A 20307-nucleotide genomic window follows, 5' to 3' on the forward strand; every position below is an offset into this window, starting at 1 on the left:
TCAATTAATTTGATTTATGGTAAGTGGGGTACCGTCCCTTGCTTGCAAAATTCCGGTGGTCAGAACACGCTCCCCAGGCTTGATCCCAGATAAGATTTGTACAGTACTTTCTGTACGCTTTCCGATGGTAACTACCCTTGATTCCGCTTTGTTATCAGCTGAGGCTACAAAAACCTTGTATCCGGACAATTCAGGGATGATGGATTCTGAGGGCACCAACACAGCATTTTGTTCCACGTTAAGCACTAAGCGAACCCTGGCAAACATTCCCGGCAAAAACTGTCGATTTGCATTGGGACTCTCTGCCCGTAATTTTAGGGTCCGGGTCGTGGCATCAATATTCGGTTCTATGGCATAGACGGTTCCTTTAGCTTCCTCGGAGGAAACATTGGAGCGGAAAAAGATCGGTGCTCCGACTTTGATCTCATTGGAGTACCGCTCCGGGATCGAAAATTCAATCTTTATGGGGTCAATATTAACGATGGTGGTAATAATATCGGCAGAGCTAATCACACCCCCAACGGAAATTTCCCTCAATCCCAGCACTCCGTCGAAGGGTGCCCGAATCACGGTTTTGTTAAGCTGGGCTTCAATAAGTCTCAAATCAGCCAAGTTGGTGTTGAATTGGTTGAGAGCAATATCGTACTCCTCCTGACTGATGGCCTCCCGCTCCAACAGTTGCTTTTGTCGGTTTTCCTGACTTTCAAAAAGTTTCTTTGTGTACTCAAGGCGGTCAAATTGCGCCCTTAATTCATCATCGTTCAAATAGATAAGCGGGGTACCCTTTTTTACAAATTCACCTTCCCTAAATGTGATTTGTTGCACCAAACCTGCGACTTCCGGCCTGAGATTAACCATTTCATTGGGTATCAAACTTCCCGTCACATTAAGACTATTTTCCAGTGGTTCCGGTTTGATCTCGATAACGTTTACCTGCAAGCCTTGATTGGAGGCTTGCATTTGATTCGGAGCTATGCTGTCCTCATCGGTATTGGCAAAATATCTATCCAACCGGGGATAAAAAAAAGTAACCGCAACAACCAACACGATTATAAGGATTACAATAAATTTGGTTTGTTTCTTCATTAGGGATTCTCAATACGTTTAGTTTATTAGTGCCCCTATTAGTAAATAAAATAAGGGGCCTAATATTTCATCTACAAATTTGTAGGTAAAATTAACACTGCGAAGTATGGGATTATTTTAGGGTATTAAAATCCATCAAAGTTCTCACTTTAATAGGCAATTTAGTCTATTTTGAAACTCAAATAAAGTAAATAAATACAGGTGGCATTAGAAGGAGACAAATGGTTATTATTATATTATCGGAAGAACAAGATTCAAAACTAACCTAATATTACAAATTATTCAAGATTTCCTTAAAATTAGGTTTAAAAAATTACCCTATTCGTTTTATTGAACGCACTTATTTTGTTTTCAAGTTGTTTATTCTATCAAAAAAATGGACTATTTCAAAATTTGAAATAGTCCATTAGAATTATATTTTGTAAGAAATCAGTAATTTCCTTAGTTAAAGATATAACGAATACCTATCTGACCTACCCATCTAGACCCTCCAATCGCAGCGTCGGAAATTGTCCAGGGACTATTATCCCTTACCGGGTCAAATGAATAAACCGGTTGTTCGGTCTGTAGGTTCGCCTGATTCCTCAACTGAAGGGTTTGAAAGGTATTGTCAAAATATCCATTGCCCCATGTATACTGTCTACCCCAGTTTTTGTTGATCATATTACCGACGTTGAACACATCAAAGGTAATCTGGAGTACGTTTCTTTTGCCTCCAAAATCGGTGAAGATATCCTGCATGATCTTCACGTCAAATTGATGCGTGAACGGGTGACGGGCACCATTTCTTTCCGTATACTGTCCTCTTCTATCCCGCAGATATTTTTGGGAATTGATAAAGTCCTCAAATTCTTGAGCTTGCTGGGCTGCGGAAATAATCACTCCAGCTCTGCTATAATTTTCCAAGAAACGAATCTCGTTAGGGTCAAGTGCGTTATTTGGAACATAAAGCAAGTCCGTATTTTGCCCTCCAGAGACATCTTCCCTGTTTAGGTCACCATTGTACACGTAAGAAAATTGAGAACCAGACTGGCCAGAATAGAAAACTGAGAACGTGGTGGCAAAGTTATTAAGGTATTCCTTTCTATATGACACTGAGCTTATTATTCTGCTTCCAGCATTAAAGGGAGAATTCGCCACTTCCGCTTGGTTTACTCCATTTACCGTAGGCAATGGTCTCCAATTACTGTGATTTTGGGAAGAAGTACCCGGAAAAAGGTCCTTCGAGCTTGTATATGTATAGGCTACAGATGCATAAAGTCCGTTTTCAAATGGCTTTTGTAACTGAAAGGTACCTGACATCGCATGACCCGCATTGGTATTAGTGATGTATATTACCTCACCATAATTAGTAAGTATTTTCTTATCATTATTTGGATTAGGCCAAATAGGGCGGTTGTCTTCGCTCCCAATTAAATTACCGGTAGAGGGAATCTGGTTAATTTGCTCAAATCGGAACGCATTTAAGTTTTTGGAATACATCAAGTCCACTGTGGCAATCAGTCCACCAGGTAGTTTTTGATCAACCCCTAGATTTGTTCTCCATATTTGAGGAAGCTTAAAATTTCTGTCGACAACTGTCATTCGTCCTCCAGGACCCTGTGCACCCGGATTGGGGGTTTGGTTAAATGGATCGGGATTGAAAGTAATCTGTGGATCTGGATCGTTGTTGGTGCCTGCCTGGTTGATGTTCAGCAATACACCACTCTGTGTAAACGCTCCGCTCATCCATACAAATGGAAACCTGCTGGTAAAAATGCCAGTACCTCCTCTTAGCTGAGTATTGCTCTCTCCGTTTACATTGTAGTTAAACCCTACCCTTGGAGAAAACATAAAAGCTGGCTTTGGCAATTGGTCATTTTGGACGTTATATTCTCTAGCTAATGCAGAATTATTGAAGTCACTATTTGTTCTTGGTGTTTCATTATATATAGGGACATCCAAACGAACACCTCCCGTTAAGGAGAAATTCTCATTTATCTGAAATTGATCCTGGGCATAAGCACCTAATTGCATAGCTCCAAATTCAGCACCCTCTCTTGGATTATCTGTTATGGAATACTGATAAGAGTACCTGCTGGCTAATCCCCGCTCGAAATTGTCAATTGTAAAAAACTGATATGTGCCGAAATTTTCACCTATAAATGCGTTATAAATCTGGTAAAATTCATTATGAGTACCCAACGTAATGGTGTGTTTCCCTTTATAGATCTCCAAATTATCTGTAATTGTGAAAACATCCTGATTCAACTGATTGACTGTGGAGAAGGGTTCAGTACCAAAGTTGATGGTTCCTTGGGTACCACCAAGGTTAATGGATCCTCTCGGAAAAGGCGCTCCTGGAGCAGATCTAGGCTCACGGATATTGGTGTAACCGATCAATAGTTTATTGGAAACTTCATTAGAGATCCTACTACTAAGTTCAAGTACTGATGAATGGGTTGGACTAGATCTAAGTATAGCCCCATTAGAGAATGTTAGCGCTCGCTGCCCTCTATTCAATTGTACAGCCTCCCCTTTATTATAGCTATGACGTAACGTCAACTTATGTCTATCGCTGATATTGTAATCAAATCTGACAAAAAGTTTTTCCGAAGCAGAAGTAGCGTTTTGATCCTGCCAAGATCCTGGATCATATCCGTATTGGTTCCTGAGGACGTTTTCAACCCTCCTCACGGCATCTGCTGATATCTCTGAATCCGGTGTTCCAGGCATAAAGCCTAGAGGAGTAGTATTGTCCGTAATTTCACCATTTAAAAAGAAAAACAATTTATCCTTGATGATAGGACCTCCAATTCTAAAACCCGTTTGCCTATCAGAAAAGCTCGCAAATCGGGTTCTTTCTTGCCCTTCTTGATCGGTTGGGGTAAGACCTGCCAAGTTTTGGTTTCGGAAATAATGATAAACCGAACCTGAAATCTCATTGGTTCCCGATCTGGTCACCGCAGAGATACCACCACCTGCAAAACCTCCCAGAGTAACATCAAAGGGTGCAATCTGAACCTGAAACGTTTCGATGGCATCCAAAGAAATAGGGGATGTGCCGGTCTGACCTCCATTTGTCCCGGAAGCCGCCAATCCAAAAACATCATTACTTACAGCTCCATCTATTGTCACCTGATTAAACCGATTATTCATTCCACCGATGGAGATAGCATCACCCTTAATATCGGCTTGTGGAGTCATTCTTGTGAAATCATTAAAGCCCCTGCTTATCGTTGGCATGGACTGAATTTGCTCATTGGATATTGATGTTTCCGCACCCGTTCGGTTGCCGTCAATGATTTCGCCTCTCCCGGCTGTTATCACAAACTCATCCAAATCGGCTGCATCATCGTTCAATGTAACACTCAAATTTAACGTTTGCCCCAAAGCCAACATTATTCCTTCTTGGACATCGGTTTCAAAACCAATAAAAGAGGTAGTCACGGTATAGGGTCCACCTACACGTACATTAGGAATCTGAAATCTTCCATCCATGTTGGTGACCGCTCCATAACGCGTACCAGATGGGATGTGAACTGCTAAAACATTTGCCCCCGGTAGCGTTTCTCCGCTTGCGTCAACTACTCTTCCGGACAATCCGGAAGTGGTCAACCCTTGTGCCATCAACATATTCACGGAGAATACCAAGATGACAATTGCCAATAATTTTCTAAGTAAATTTTGCCTCATTTTGTTTATATTTATCGATTCGATTAAAATAACCCCTAAGAATTCAATTAGGTTTTTTGGGCAATGCAAAGGTAGGGGTAATGACATTCATTCCTTTTGGGAAATTGTTATGTTTCCAGAACCTGCCGCAAAAATAGGTAACATTGTGTTAATATAAGTTAACAAAAGAAATTTTTTACAACCCTATTTTGGCCACTTTAAGACCGTGTAGTAATGTTTTTACTTTCTTTAGTTAATTTATATTTCGTTAACATTCAGGCTATTCCATACCTTATTCTAGGAAGCCCCGATATCTATGACATAAATCCATGATATATTCCCTTGGCCAAAATATTCTCTTTATATTTGAAATTAAACCGAAACACCACCATCCATGCAGCGAAAAGGAATTATCTGGCTGTACCTATTTTTGGGAGCTGCCATTGTAGATATGGCATTTCTTACCCAAAATCTGGAACAATACCGATATTACAGCAAACCGTTAATAATTATAGGATTACTCTTATATTTCCACCAAACAACCACGTTAATTAAGGGCAGTATTTTGAGAAAAAGTGTAACTGCCGCTTTGGTGTTCTCTCTCATTGGAGATACACTACTACTATTTCCTGGGATGTTTTTATACGGATTGGGAGCCTTTTTAATGACTCATATTTGTTACATCGTTGCCTTCAAACTTACCCAAAACCACACTATCAACTTGATGAAGGTCAATTTTGTTAAAATCTTCCTGTACAACCTGCCTATTTATATCGCCGCAGCTTTCATTTATTTTTTGATTCAAAACAACTTATATGAACTCAAAATCCCCGTGATCATCTACATCATGGTGATTGTTATGATGGTCACTATTGCGCGGGAGCGGTTTGGACGGACTAATGCTTCCAGTTTTTGGCAGGTATTTATAGGGGCGTTGTTATTTATGACCTCCGATGGTATTCTGGCCCTGAATCGGTTTTTCCAGCCTATAGAAGATGTAGGGGTAATGATTATGGGCACCTATATGATGGCACAATTGCTTATTTTGATGGGGATCAGGAGCCATATCGTCTCCATAAAAACATAAAAGCCTGCCGGACTGATTCCGGCAGGCTTAATTTGATTTGTTAAAAGATTATTTTTTATCAAGAGCGATATTCAATTCCTTCAACTGCTCCGAGGAAATAGCTGAAGGGGAATCTATCATTACATCTCTCCCTGAGTTGTTTTTTGGGAATGCTATGTAATCCCGGATGGAATCACTTCCTCCGAAAATGGCACAAAGTCGGTCGAAGCCGAAGGCAATTCCCCCATGGGGTGGTGCCCCAAATTCAAAGGCCTCCATTAGGAACCCAAACTGATCCTTGGCCTCCTCATCAGAGAAACCTAAGTGGGTAAACATAGTCTGTTGAACACCCCTGTCGTGGATACGGATAGACCCACCGCCTATCTCAACTCCGTTGATTACCAAATCATACGCATTTGCCCGAACATTTCCAGGATCAGTTTCCAAAAGTTTAAGATCTTCGGTTTTCGGAGACGTAAAAGGATGGTGCATGGCATGGAAACGCTTGGATTCATCGTCCCACTCCAGCAATGGAAAGTCTAATACCCAGAGGGGTTTAAACACATTCCTATCTCTCAAACCAAGTTCTTCTCCCATCTTCAACCGCAATTCGGAAAGCTGCTTTCTCGTGCTTTGTACATCGCCAGACAATACCAGTAAAAGATCACCTGGTTTGGCATCCATTCGCTCCGCCCATGCTTGAAGATCCGATTGTCCATAGAATTTATCTACCGAAGATTTAAAGGATCCATCGCCATTGCACTTGACATATACCAATCCTTTGGCTCCAATCTGAGGGCGCTTTACCCATTCAGTTAGAGCGTCTATTTGCTTTCGGGTATATTCCCCAGCTCCGGTAGCACAGAATCCCACCACCAATTCCGCAGCATCAAAAATCCCAAAACCTTTTCCCTGCGCCAAGTCATTGAGCTCGGCAAATCTCATGTCAAACCTAAGGTCCGGCTTGTCATTTCCATAATAGGTCATGGCATCTGCATAACTCATCCGTTCCACGGTCCCCAAATCGACTTTTTTAACACTGGAAAAAAGATGCCCTATTAGGCCTTCGAAGGTATTCAAAATGTCTTCCTGCTCCACAAAAGACATTTCACAGTCTATTTGGGTAAATTCGGGCTGTCTGTCTGCCCGCAAGTCTTCGTCTCTAAAACATTTTACTATCTGAAAATACCTGTCAAAGCCACTTACCATCAATAACTGCTTGAACGTTTGTGGCGATTGGGGAAGTGCGTAAAATTCCCCTGGATTAATTCTGCTTGGCACCACAAAATCCCTTGCACCTTCGGGAGTAGACTTTATCAAAACGGGTGTTTCCACTTCTATAAAGTCCTGTCCGTCCATATATCTTCTGGTCTCTTGCATCATCCGGTGCCTAAGCTGTAGCTTTTCACGAATGACATTCCTCCTTAGATCCAGGTAACGGTATTTCATGCGAAGGTCCTCTCCCCCGTCCGTTTCATCCTCAATGATGAAAGGTGGAACCTTAGATGGATTCAAGACAGTCAACTCTTTAGTTTTAATTTCAATTTCACCAGTTGGAATCTTGTCGTTTTTTGAGGTTCGTTCTATCACCAAACCCTTCGCCTGAACCACAAATTCCCTACCCAGTGTTGCTGCTTTTTCCAACAACTCCTTGGAACTGTCTCCTTCTTCGAAAATCAATTGGGTAAGCCCATACCGATCTCTCAAGTCCACCCAAAGAAGCCCTCCTTTATTTCTTACCCGCTGTACCCAGCCAGATAAAATGACTTCCTTGTTGATATCCGCAAGACGTAATTCTCCACAAGTATGTGTTCTAAGCATATTCTATTTGGTTTTAATCGAATTTAGTCGACAAAGATAATCATTCGATTTAGAGTTTACTATTTCGGTTTACAAAGTTTAGGGGTCGGACACCACAAAATTATACCTTTAGTTTTGCGATTTATTGAAAAAAAAGGCTTATTTGTAATTGCTAACTCACCGAACTCTAAAGTATCTCGAATGAAATTCAACTGGATTATCTTATCAGCGCTGTTATTAACAGCAGCAAGCTTAGTTTTTTATCATTTTAAACAAGGAGCCTCTGAAGAACAAGAACTGGTAATTATCACGGAAGAAATCATTGAAATTGAAGAAAATCTCCTTTTTGGTATCAACATCGACAATTTTGAAGTCGTAGAAGGTATCGTAGAGCGGAATCAGACATTATCAGGAATATTGAGTCCGTTTAATGTCTCCTACCAAATGATCGATGAAATCGCCAAAAAGTCCAAGGATATCTTTGACGTCAAGAGAATCGCTTTCAACAAGAAATTTACGGTATTAACTGCTAAAGACACCCTGATGGCCCAGTATTTTATCTATGAGCCTAATCCCACGGAATTTGTGGTGTTCAAATTGGATGAGGGGGAAATCTATAAAGAAAGCCGGCCCATTGAAATCCGCAAACGGGAAATTGGCGGGACCATCACCCGATCATTGTATGTCAATATGGTGGAGTTAGGTCTAACTCCAGATCTTATTGATCAATTTGCTGACTTGTATGGGTGGGTGGTTGACTTTCAGCGGCTTCAGGAAGGAGATAAGTTCAAAGTGATTTTTAACGAAAAATTGATAGATGATCATGTTGTAGGTATAGAAGACATTCAAGCGGCGTATTTTGAACATATGGGCGAGCCCTATCACGCTATCCCTTTCTTACAAAACGGTGAAATGTCCTACTTTGACCAGCATGGTGAAAGTTTGAAAAAGGCCTTTTTGAGGGACCCATTGAAGTTCACCCGAATCAGTTCAAGGTATAACCTAAGCCGATTCCACCCCGTGCAGAAAAGGTATAAGCCGCACCTAGGTACTGACTATGCAGCTCCTACCGGCACGGAAATCAGATCTGTTGGAGAAGGTACAGTGGTAGAAGCCGGCTATTCGGGAGGCAATGGCAACTATGTCAAAATCAAGCACAATGCCACCTATACCACCCAATACCTCCACATGTCCAAGATTGGCAGTGGCATCAAGTCAGGAACCCGTGTAAAACAGGGGCAGGTTATCGGGTATGTAGGGAGCACCGGATTGGCGACAGGTCCCCATCTTTGCTTTAGATTTTGGAAACACGGAAAGCAAGTCGACTGGCTTAAAGAAAAAATTCCACCGGCTGAACCCATAGCAGAGGAAAACAAACTTGCATTTGCAGATGCCAAGTTACGGATAGTCCAAACGCTTGCGGCAATCCCCTATACCGATGTCACAAACCTGTTGACCGCAATGAAATAATGCTCCTCTGAAATTCAGCTCTATCTGTGTGTCAAACTATCACCTATAGTGTGGTGTTAAGTCAGATTTGATGAATTTCACTATCCTGTTCAAGCGAAATATAGCTTAACTAAACAACGCGCTCATTAGTAGCAGACATCGGAAGGTAGATACTCTTTTGCATGTCAGTACGAAGGTTAAAAAAAAATAAGACGCTTAGAAAACGATACCCTGGGTAAAAAAAGCGGGAACATCTTTCAAAGATGTTCCCGCTTTTTTATTTGGTTTAAAAGTTTCGAACCTTTTACTCTTTATCCTTCATCCAATTGGAATTCAATTCAGGAAGAGAAAGCTCCGTCCTTCTGTTGATGCGGTGCATTTCAGAAGTGCAGGGTAAGGCATCACAGTCATTGATGGGTTTGGACTTGCCAAAAAACTCATAGACTATCCTGTCAGAGGCTATACCCCTACCTTCAAGGTATTTTTTTACAACCAAAGCCCGTTTCTCAGAAAGTTTTTGATTGTAATTATCCCCTCCTCTGTTATCAGTATGTCCTTTGATGGCAAGGCGCTGAGTCAGCATATTTTCCAGCATTAAGGCTACACGTTGCAAAGCTTGCTTATCCTCCGGTTTTAAATCCGCACGGTCAAAGCCAAAGTATACAGTAGGCATATCCATTGGAACTTGTATATTGGATATGTCGCAAAGATCAATCCCTTCCAACTCAGGTGGCATGTCATATGCCCTATCCTTTTCTGGGAAAGCCAATAAAATCAGTTCGGATCTCCGATTAAGCTGGTGTTCCGGCTCTGGGCAGGGAACTCCGTCTCCGCAGTCATTGACCAATTGCTCCTCTCCAAACCACTCTGAACGGACCCTCGATCTGGCCACACCAAATTGGCCTAAATAATCTCTTACTGCATTTGCCCTACGTTCACTCAATGCTTCATTATATGCATTCGACGCACGTGCGTCAGTATGAGAACGTATAGAAATATCAATAAATGAATAGGACTTTAGCAACTCTGCCACTTTGGCAAGAATCCCTTCGGCATCTTCTCTTATGGCAGATTCATCTAAATTATAATACACCAAATCCACGTACACAGCCGTTTGATATGGAATACGGACAAGTTGATAAGTTTTGGACAACTCCTCCGCAAGAAGGTTCCTGGTTGTCAACTGATTGTCTTTTAAAGCGAAATAACCACTTTTTCGTATGACTACTTCAAAATCAGCATCGGGTGCAAGTTCAGCACTGAAGAATCCTTTTCCATCTTGGGAAGTCTCCCTGTTAACCCGGTCTTTGCCTTCCATTAGCAGAATTTCCAATTGACCATCTATCAGCTCTCCATCACATCCCTGCACTCGGGCCTGAAATCTTTTATATAGCTCCGCCATCAGGAAAATGTCATCCAAGCCCCGGCTTTCAGGTCTGTTTGAAGCTAAATAGACATCTCCCTCACCAGAGAAATACAAGCCAAAATCATCTTGAGGAGAGTTGTAGGGAATTCCCAGATTTTTTACTCCGCGAAAATCCCCATTTTCCAGATGAGACACGAACATGTCCAATCCACCTAGACCAATATGCCCGTCCGAAGAAAAATAGAATTTGTTTTCATTCAGGTAAGGATCCCTTTCGTTTCCTGGAGTGTTAACTACAGCACCCAAATTAACCGGATCACCGAATTTCATGTCTTCATCATAGGAAACATAATAGAGGTCATACCCACCCTGTCCACCTTCCATATTGGAAGAAAAGTAAACCCGCTTGGCTTGTTCGTCCACAAAGGGTGAAATCACCCCATAGTCAGTGGCGGAGTTAACGGGAAAGGCTGTGTAATCTGTCATCTTTCCGGCATCATCCAACTGACTGAAATACACCTCGGGATAAACATCATAATTTTTAGACTTCTTTATGGCTCTAGTTACCGTATAGAACACCACAGGCTTCGATTCCATAAAAAAGGGATCTGCCAAGTGAAATACATCCGGAACTGGGGAAACATACTCTTCTACAGCTCCTTCCGAATTTACTTTATAGATTCCCAAAAAATCCCTTCCAGTAAAATCAGCTTTGCGGTTATAATACTTATGCCCCTTATCGATTCGAATGGCCCGCTTTATGGGAAGAGCCGCAGTGCCTCTATCCGAAGAAAAGTACGTATTGCCTCGGTTATCTTTCGTCATTCCGAATTCAGAACTTGCGGTATTGATCGCTGGCACATTTACCATCTCGGCATTTGAAGGATGGGTGTACCAGTGCCTTAGTGAATCAAGCTGAAGGTGCTCAATAGGTCCCGACTGCCTACCCCGTAGCGAATCCAAAGCAGATTTTACCTCCTCCAAATTCCCCACTTGGTTGGCACCGGCGATGTAAAACAGGACATCATCAGCATCCGCTTCGTCAAATGAGGCGGCATTTTTCCGCCATTGATAAATCTTTTGGTAATCCCTGAGCTTACTATACGCTTCTGCTGCACCCACGGCAGCCTGATAAGTTGGCTTCCTTGAATAGGCTTTTTCAAATCCCTGTCCCGCTTCCAAGTAGTTTCCCTGCTCCAGTTTGTGGTCAGCATATCTCAATAGTCCTTTTTGACTGTAAGCATTCCAAGAAAAGGTAGCTGAAAGGGCCAATACGGCTATCAGTGTAAAAATCTTTTTCATATCTAGAACCATCTGGGGTTTTTCATAGTGACTTTTCTGGGTGCGATGTAATAGCCGATGGAAAATTCATGTGAATTGTTCCTGAGACCACTCAATACATTGGTTTGTAAATCGTAGGCATATCCCAGCCTTAAATTGTCCAATGCAAACAGCTCCATAATAAATGCAACGGCATTTCTATTACTAAGATTGGCCGGTAATAATTCCTGTCCAACTTTCACATTGGTCCTGTAGGATGCTCCAACCCATAACCTCTCCATAAACAATAGCATGGCATTAAGATCAACGTTGCTAGGCCCTACGTTGGCATGCCTTACCAAAAATGAAGGTTTGAAAGTCACCGCATCAGAGAGTGGGATCAATCCTCCGGCAGTGAGGTAATAGTGCACATCATGGTAGGCCAGCGAAATCGCCTCATCTGCCAATTTGTTTCTCCCGACTAAATTATAGGCACTAATTCCCGCATAGAATGATGGCATATGGAAAAATACCCCTGTATTCAGGTTGGGGGTAAAGATATTCACCACCCCCTGAGGCACATCGATATCATCCGGATTGTTGGGGTTAAACATGGTTCCGTCTATGGCATATTCAACTACCCCACCACTTGCTCCAAAGCCCAAGAAAGATTCCGATCCAGTCTGTATTCGATAGGCATATGATATCATAGCTCCATTGGTTTTGGCAGGTCCCATCTGGTCGGATAAAAATGAGGCTCCAAACCCCATCCTTCCTTCATTGGCACTGAAATCCGCAGTCACTGTAAAGGTAGTGGGTGCTCCGGGAAAATCCACCCATTGGCTTCTATATGTAGATTGCAAATAATGCTCTCCTTTATAGCCCGCATATCCCGGATTAATATGGAGTCCATTGAACATGTATTGGCTGAACTGCGGGAGCTGCTGCCCGTGGACATTTTCCCCTGCTGTAATTGCTAGCAGCCATACAATGCCTAAAATTCTAAAAGTGCGTTTCATTCATCTGTATTTTTTCGTTCGCTATCCAAAAGCAATCCTAAAAGACAAGCAAATCACCGGAATCGAATTTCTGCCCGACTGGTGCTTGTCCTGATCACTCTATTTTCTTACTTAATTACCTGAACCCAACCTTTAAATGTCTGCTCATTTCCTGCCGAGTCTTGCGTGGTCAAAACATAGAAGTATGATCCCCCTGTAAGTCCCTCTGCTGACCAATTATTAGCATAATTGTCCTGTTCAAACACATGATCACCGTATCTGTTGAAGATAGTCAGCTTATTGCTCGCAAACCTTCCTATACCGTTAATGACAAACTGATCATTTTTACCATCCAGCCTGCCTGGAGTTATCACATTAGGTATAAAGAAGGCTCTGATTTGGTTAGTATCCGTTGCCGCTGCTCCCGGGGACACTAACACCTGATCATCCGGTACGGAAAGGCTTGCCGTATTAGTTACTGGCCCGGCTTGTAGGGCACGTACCTGAATGACAAAGGTAAGCGAACTCCCAGCTGCCAAGGATGGAATAGTCCAAGATATCGCATTTCCGTTTACCGTAGGAGTACCGTCAAATCCGGAAGAGGAGAATGATACGTATTCCACGTTACTTGGCAAGTTGTCCGTGACAAGTATTTGATTGGCTTCGGTAGTTCCGGAATTGGTGACTTCTATTTCATATTCAAAATCATTTCCCTCGAATATCTCAATGCCAAAAGAAGTTTTGGAGATTGCAATATCTACTCCCCTCTGTCCGATTACTACCGGAGATGCCGTTACTTCATCCGTATAGGGTCCGATGGCAATCTGAGCCGAATTCACGAATTGTCCAGGAGCCGTTGCCATTGTTTCTATAATAATAGAAGAAGAACCTCCTGCGGGAATGCTCGCAATCTCCCAAGTATCAGAAGAGATCGGCTCCGGGTTGGCAGATAAAAACATAAATCCAGAAGGCAATGCATCAGTTACAGTAACGTCCACCAAATCAAAAACTGAATTATTGGTTAATTCTATAGTATAGGTAAGCATACTACCGACTTGTATCTCTGTAAGATCGGTTGTCTTGGCTAACTCCAACAGAATAGGTCTAACTGTTATTCTTACAATTGCCGTATCACATATTAATCGGTCAGTCCCATCACAAACCTCATAAGTAAACTCGTCCTCCCCAAAGAAATTGTCGTTAGGCGTATAGGTAACAGTTCCATCGGAATTAACAACTGTTGTTCCATTCAATGGGTTAACAGTGATTGTAAGGGTTTCTGGGTCGAGGGATCCTACGGCAATATCATCGTTAATCAGAACTTCGATATTCACCGATTCATTTTGATTGGTGACAGCGTTGTCATCGACAACAAAGATATTAGGGTTAACTAACTCGAATGTTATAAGTCCCTGATCTCTGTTAAGTGGATTAACGGTTTCGACAATATCATATTCAAGCGTATAGATTCCAACGGGAAGGTCAACAGGTAGCGTTAGAATACCGTCTCGCGATAGGGTTACACCTGTAAGTCCAGCCGAATCAGTTAATTCAGCAAAAACCCTAGTTTTATCCACAGGCTCGTTGTTAAGTAAATCGTTGTCCAAAACATTTCCAATCTGACCACCTCTAGTCACATTAATCATCCCAAAATCATCATCTACTGCTGTGATAACAGTTTCATTCACAAAAACGGTAACAGTAGCCTGGTCGCATTTTACGGGATTCGCCCTATCACAGATTTGATATACTAAGGTGTAAGTCCCACTGGGAACTCCCTCTGCTACATCTACTGATCCGTCAGCATTTAGGGTTAATATACCATTAGTTGCATTGGTTACTTCAGTTAAAATCAACTCATCCACAGTGGTGGGAAGAAGGTTCAAAGAATCATTGTCTATTACATTAACCGCATTCTCAAGTCCAAAACTATCATCAAGACTAACGTTGTCATCATAGGCGTAAGGCCGGTATTCAATAACCTGCACACTGACCGTAGCTCTGGAGACTTCTCCTTCCCCAGTTCTTACTTCGTAAACCATCTTGTAGAGTCCCGGCTCTGTATTCGGCGGAACATCCACATCCCCGTTGGGATTAAGAATTAGGGTATTATTCGGAAATGGTTCAACAATGGTCAATTGGACATCAATAGGGTTTAACGCAAAACCGTTCAGTTCATCATTCTCGAAAATATTTACTACTGCATCTTCCCCGGTCTCAGAGTTAACCCTAAAGGCAAAATCAGAGGCTGCAAACAACGCGTTCACAAAAAACACCATTTTACCATCCGGCTCGTCGACGCTGATTACCCGAATCCCGTGAATGGGTTCCTGAGATTCAAAAATCATGGGAGAAAAAAGAACTAAAAACTGGGTTTGAGTTGGTATATTCGTAATGTGATTCACTCCTGTATCCCATTGCCAACCTCTCACCTGGATAATTTTGGCTCCAGGAATTGGATCCCCGTTTGCTCGAAGAGCTATAAAATCAGTCGCTGAGTTACCATTTCTTTCTGTGTAAAGAAGAAATCCCGATGTGATTACTTGGTCAGCCCACATTAAATCGGCAAAAGCTTCGCCTGCTGGTATAGATGGTTGAGCACCAATATCCCAATAAGATCGTAGATCAGGAGACGAAACAACTTCCTCAAAGCCGGCTAAAAAATCAGGGCTCCGGTGGCTTATGATCTCATCGTCAAATTTAACAATTTGTACCCTAGCTGGTTCTATTTCCTGAGAACCCAACAATGGGTTAAGCCTAGTCACCGTAGGCCTCCGGGTAGTTGCAAAAATTTTCCTCCCATCATTCGTCTCCAGCGATTTGATAAGTACGCGGGAGTCAAATGGAGCAGGATTCACATTCCCAGTTGGAGATGTCTGGACAATTTCTACTCCGTCGACATCCAGTGTCAACCTTTCGATGAGTAAATTATTCTCCGTGGCTGTGACAGTTACAGTTTGAGCCTGTAGATCTGTCATTACTAGAAGCCCACAAGCAATAAAAAGGTAAATTACTCGTTTTATGTTCATTAAAAAAGTGCTTCCAGAGGTCTTGTAATTTTTCTTCATACCTTTACTTATTCGTAAAAACATTTGTTTGATTTGCGCTGTAAATTGCTAATCAAACACCTAAAATATTATTAAAATCGATAATTGCCATGATGTAAACCATCCTAAAAAGGTGTAATCAAGTTACATCAATGTAAACATACACATTTTTTTTAAAATCGTGGACAATAAAGGGGGACAGAATATTTTTATATTCTGTCCCCCTACCATCTCCCATCTATTCCCTACTGCACAATTCTAACTCCTTTCAATAATCAGATGAGAAGGCCTCTTTATTGTTTCAATTAAAAAGAATCCATTCCACCTTCACTAATCACGCAAACAACCTTTAACTAACTATTTGATATTTAGTAATGCTTCACTATTTCTGTATCCTGACTTATCCAGATACCAATCTTCATATTGGCTACCGTTAGATTTTACCCATTCGGTAAACTTTACGTATCCTTTGTTAAAATTATATCCCTCTTTCAAGTAGGGAATGTTTTCTGTCACATCCAAAGCCCAGGGAAGATTTCCATTTTTACTTCGGTACATACTTTTCGCTCCTTCACTGGAAGAATCATCTGCTGTTCCAAATAGACTCTTATCAACCAAAGCTGTGGGCTGTTTACCAGGAAGATGTATTTCATATCCTCTCTTTTGGTTGGCTATTAGGAAGGGGTTAAAATTGTCATAACCAATCTCTGTCAAATAAACCGGACCTCCTTTACCAACTTCACCATCCTTTTTGAATCTAATGACAATCTGCTGCAAATTAATTTCTTGAAACGGGCCCCCCGGAGTTGTATTTACTCCAGTTGTTCCTTGGCCTAAATGAGGCAGCACATTGTAAACATCATCATAAGCAATCACAGTGACGTATTTTGTCTCTGACTCCAACCCATTTTCATCAAATTTATGAATAGAGCCGCCTTTAATTTTTGTTCCTTCTACTTCGATTACTTTCGATGGGTCAATGCCGGTGAATTCAATACCAAAACCGTTTCTATATCCAGCACCAGCAGCTCTAGTTCTAAGATCTACAATTACTTCCACTATTTCTCCTTTCGCATCCGTGACCCGGTTGATACTGTAATCTACCACCAAGTCGTTGAAATCATAATCCCCCAAGGATGGCCATAAATCTTCAAACATTAGGGTACTGAAATCTTTGGCTGGAAAATAGTTGTTATATGCTCTGTATTTGTCATTTGGATAGTCGTCCTCTTCATCAATCACACCGTCTCCATCGCTGTCAGGCTGCGTTTCTTCCAAAGGTTTACAAGCATTTGAGGGATCCGCACTGTATTTGCCGGGAATCTTTAGGTTGTCTAAACCAGCACGGGCAGAACCTCCCGAACCTACAAAACTGATGAAAATCTTATGCGGTGTGCCTATAATTTCCTCAGGTATTTTTATGCTGACCTCGTGAATGGTGGTTTGTTTATTAATCGGATTTGGAAAATCAAACTTATCAAACTCCACCGCGGCTCCGTGGCCATGATCCGTTTCGTTTGCATCATAGGGGATATACTGAATTAAAATATCCCTATTGCCCCCCGCTTCACCGTCAAGCCTTGTTTTGAAGGTTATCGAGCCAGCCTCCAACAACATCCATGGAGACGTGATCCAAGCTGCTGTATTACTTTTGTTTGTCAATTGATTTGTTCGGAAACTGAAACTTCCATCAATTAATGTGGACGAATTGTTACTTACTGAAATCCCACCCATTGACCAGCACTTCGCAAAGTAAACATCCCGGTTTCCCTCCTCAGCATCTGCAGTCAGAAAATTTTGAGCAAAACTTGCAGCGCCTGAAAAAAACGACGCAAATAGTATTATAAATAGCTTTTTCATTTTATTTTTTTTTAAAAATGTTATTTAATGTCACTGTTATCTATTTCCACTACATAATCAAAAACTACCTTTTGGTTTTTGATATCCTGTGTCTTTTCCAATGTACCATAGACCATTTTGATTTGGCTAACATGGTTTGGCAGAGAAAATCGAAGCGTAAGATCGTCTTTTATGTTATGGGAATTGGCATAGAATATATCTCCATCTGCCGTTTTTAAGGTAAGTCTTCGAGAGATGTCTACAGGGAGCGTCAGCCCATTTAATTTAATCTCCACCGACTTCGTAGTAGCCCACTCAAATGTAGGACTGGCTACAAGCGTGGACACACCATCCTCCAATATAGGTTTGTCTTCAATAGCTTCCGGTAAACAGGAAGGTAGCATTGCAAGAAGCAGTAAGCCTACTATTCCATTCCAAAAATTATTCATTGCCTTTTTCATTTTAATGAGATTATTTGTTAGCTGTCGTTTATTTTCTGATTCAAATATCGCCACGATTTATTTTTGGTTGGGATATATTCGATCAATCGACCTATACTGGGGTTGAATGCTAAATATTTAGGGTTAAAACTTTTTCCTTGTGAACGGATTCTGGGATTCGGATTTAAATTCGGGTACGTTGTTCCGATATACGGATTGCCTGGGTGGGATGATTTCCACAAGTACTGTTGGTGTGATGAAATTAAATAAAAAACTTGAATAAATAAAATTTAATTTTGATTATATAGATATAATGATACTTAATTCTGTCATTCAGCAATTTTCAGTTTATCAAATACATTTTTTATTAACTGTAAATGGTTAATAAGCTTATATTTGCTTTTTACGCCCATATTAAAGGAGTTAGTGACCATTCATTTAATCCAAACCTTTATATCTCTATGTTGGTAAGCTACGCTAATCGAATTGGTCTTACCAAAACAATAATGATTTTATTTCATTATATTTGCAGTTATTAAAAAACTAATCTATGAAATTCCAAAAAACACTACACATTCTTCTGATTTCCACTTTCCTCTGGGCTGCCTGTCAGGAAAAAACAACGGGATCGAGCAATGAGCTTGATAAGGTGGAGGTAGATTCCTTTGCGGTTAATACAGAAAAACACATTATCAAAGTAGACACCCTTTATACTGAACTGGAAAATCCTTGGGGCATGACCTGGCTACCAGATGGCCGAATGTTGGTAACTGAAAGAAAAGGTGAAATCCTGATTTTTGAAAACGACACCTTCACAGGGAATAAGCTAGAGGGAGTACCGGCCGTTCACGAAGTCAGTCAGGCAGGCTTACTGGATATTCAACTTCACCCAAATTATGACCAAAACGGTTGGATCTATATTTCTTATGCTAAACCTGTAGAAGGTGGCGGTGCTACCGCAATTATGCGCGCTAAGATTGAAGGAAATTCTTTAGTTCAACAAGAAGATCTTATTATAACTACTCCCGCTGTAGAAGGGGGAAGACATTTTGGGAGCCGAATAATTTTCGACAAGGACAATTTTCTTTACTTCAGTAACGGCGAACGGGGAGCTAATCCTGAAAACGCCCAAACCCTTAAAAATTCACATGGCAAAATTCACCGGATCCATGATGATGGTCGGATCCCAACCGACAATCCATTTGTAAATGAAGCGGGTGCCATCCCTTCCATATGGACCTATGGCAACAGGAATCCACAAGGATTAGTCTATGACAAAGCCAATGACCTCATCTGGGGCATCGAACACGGACCCAAAGGAGGAGACGAAATTAATTTGATCGAAAAAGGAAAGAATTACGGTTGGCCGGAGATTACCTACGGCATTGGCTACGATGACTCCATCATCACTGAAGATACTGTCAAATCAGGAATGGAACAGCCCATACACTTCTGGAGACCTTCTATTGCTCCTTGCGGCGCTACTATTGTCACCTCAGACAAGTATCCCAACTGGAAGGGAAACCTTTTGGTAGGTGCGCTAGCCAAACAGCACATCGCACGTGTAGAATTGAATGGTAAAGTTTATGTGGGAGAGGAAAAATTATTCCAGGACATCGGAAGGGTAAGGCACGTTGCCCAAAGTCCCGACGGATACATCTATGCGGTAACTGAGGTTACCGGATTATTGATAAAACTGATACCTCAGGGTTAAAAAATCCTATCACAAAAAAAGCTCCCAACAAACAGCGATTTGTTGGGAGCTTTTTTTGTGGTTTAATTTTTTAAATCTTTAAAAAGCAAAGCGAATAGACAAAGCAACTTCATCCCCCCAAAATCCAGCATTGTTGGTCAAGTTAAATGCAGGCTTATAGTCCAAGGACAAATTAATAGGAGCTCCTGTAAATATATAATCCAACCCAATAATGCCATCTAAACCTACAACGGTAGCACCATTAAAGTCTGAATCGGCCCAAGGGGGATTTCTCCTGTCGCTTCTTCGTCCATTCCACGATCCGATATGTGCACCACCTCCATAAAACCATCTTAGTCCTCTAACTTCTGATATGTTCTTGTGTACTTCATACAGACCTGTAATCACCAATCCATTCCATCGCGTGTGCAGTATACCTTCCAATGCCACATTCTCTTGAATAAAATGCTTTACGGTTAGCCCGTTACTCACTCCGGAGCGTAACCCTATTCCTGTGGCATAAGACTGTGCCCTTACTTCTGATGTAAACAAAATAGCCAAAAAGGCCATTGCGACAATGATAAATTTCTTTTCCATAAAACCTTAATC

Annotated in this window: 12 protein-coding genes; 3 read left to right on the forward strand and 9 right to left on the reverse strand. The window is 41.5% G+C overall.

The features are described from left to right. Positions 1-1086, reverse strand: a complete 1086-nt coding sequence (locus FQ608_RS00840; protein ID WP_158855910.1) for an efflux RND transporter periplasmic adaptor subunit — start codon at positions 1084-1086, stop codon at positions 1-3. Positions 1087-1527: 441 nt separating this feature from the next. Next, a complete protein-coding gene (locus FQ608_RS00845) occupies positions 1528-4761 on the reverse strand; it encodes a TonB-dependent receptor (protein ID WP_158855911.1) in 3234 nt (1077 codons plus the stop codon). Positions 4762-5134: 373 nt separating this feature from the next. On the opposite strand from FQ608_RS00845, the gene FQ608_RS00850 reads away from it, so the two are divergent. After that, positions 5135-5827, forward strand: a complete 693-nt coding sequence (locus FQ608_RS00850) for a lysoplasmalogenase (protein ID WP_158855912.1) — start codon at positions 5135-5137, stop codon at positions 5825-5827. Positions 5828-5875: 48 nt separating this feature from the next. Here the strand turns inward: FQ608_RS00850 and aspS are convergent, their stop codons facing one another. Then, the gene (gene aspS / locus FQ608_RS00855) at positions 5876-7627 is read right to left on the reverse strand and encodes an aspartate--tRNA ligase (protein WP_158855913.1); all 1752 of its coding nucleotides are present in this window, start codon (positions 7625-7627) and stop codon (positions 5876-5878) included. A 180-nt stretch (positions 7628-7807) separates the two neighbouring features. Here aspS and FQ608_RS00860 point away from each other — a divergent pair, with 180 nt between their 5' ends. Next, on the forward strand, positions 7808-9076 hold the full coding sequence (locus FQ608_RS00860) for a M23 family metallopeptidase (RefSeq protein ID WP_158855914.1): 1269 nt from the start codon (positions 7808-7810) through the stop codon (positions 9074-9076). 283 nt (positions 9077-9359) lie between these two features. Here the strand turns inward: FQ608_RS00860 and FQ608_RS00865 are convergent, their stop codons facing one another. From FQ608_RS00865 to FQ608_RS00885, 5 genes are all read right to left on the reverse strand, one after another. Next, the gene (locus FQ608_RS00865; protein ID WP_158855915.1) at positions 9360-11723 is read right to left on the reverse strand and encodes an OmpA family protein; all 2364 of its coding nucleotides are present in this window, start codon (positions 11721-11723) and stop codon (positions 9360-9362) included. Positions 11724-11725: 2 nt separating this feature from the next. Continuing rightward, a complete protein-coding gene (locus FQ608_RS00870) occupies positions 11726-12700 on the reverse strand; it encodes a PorP/SprF family type IX secretion system membrane protein (protein ID WP_158855916.1) in 975 nt (324 codons plus the stop codon). A gap of 107 nt (positions 12701-12807) precedes the next feature. Further along, the gene (locus FQ608_RS00875) at positions 12808-15708 is read right to left on the reverse strand and encodes a T9SS type B sorting domain-containing protein (RefSeq protein WP_158855917.1); all 2901 of its coding nucleotides are present in this window, start codon (positions 15706-15708) and stop codon (positions 12808-12810) included. A gap of 375 nt (positions 15709-16083) precedes the next feature. After that, a complete protein-coding gene (locus FQ608_RS00880; RefSeq protein WP_158855918.1) occupies positions 16084-17586 on the reverse strand; it encodes an LruC domain-containing protein in 1503 nt (500 codons plus the stop codon). 20 nt (positions 17587-17606) lie between these two features. Beyond that, on the reverse strand, positions 17607-18026 hold the full coding sequence (locus tag FQ608_RS00885) for a hypothetical protein (RefSeq protein WP_158855919.1): 420 nt from the start codon (positions 18024-18026) through the stop codon (positions 17607-17609). A 529-nt stretch (positions 18027-18555) separates the two neighbouring features. On the opposite strand from FQ608_RS00885, the gene FQ608_RS00890 reads away from it, so the two are divergent. Then, positions 18556-19719 (forward strand): PQQ-dependent sugar dehydrogenase, encoded by a 1164-nt coding sequence (locus tag FQ608_RS00890; protein ID WP_158855920.1) that lies wholly within the window; start codon positions 18556-18558, stop codon positions 19717-19719. A 78-nt stretch (positions 19720-19797) separates the two neighbouring features. On the opposite strand, the gene FQ608_RS00895 is transcribed toward FQ608_RS00890, so the two are convergent. Continuing rightward, on the reverse strand, positions 19798-20295 hold the full coding sequence (locus FQ608_RS00895; protein WP_158855921.1) for a hypothetical protein: 498 nt from the start codon (positions 20293-20295) through the stop codon (positions 19798-19800). Between the last annotated feature and the right edge of the window lie 12 nt (positions 20296-20307).

Source organism: Lunatibacter salilacus, assembly GCF_009797935.1.
In the GTDB taxonomy this organism is placed as follows: domain Bacteria; phylum Bacteroidota; class Bacteroidia; order Cytophagales; family Cyclobacteriaceae; genus Lunatibacter; species Lunatibacter salilacus.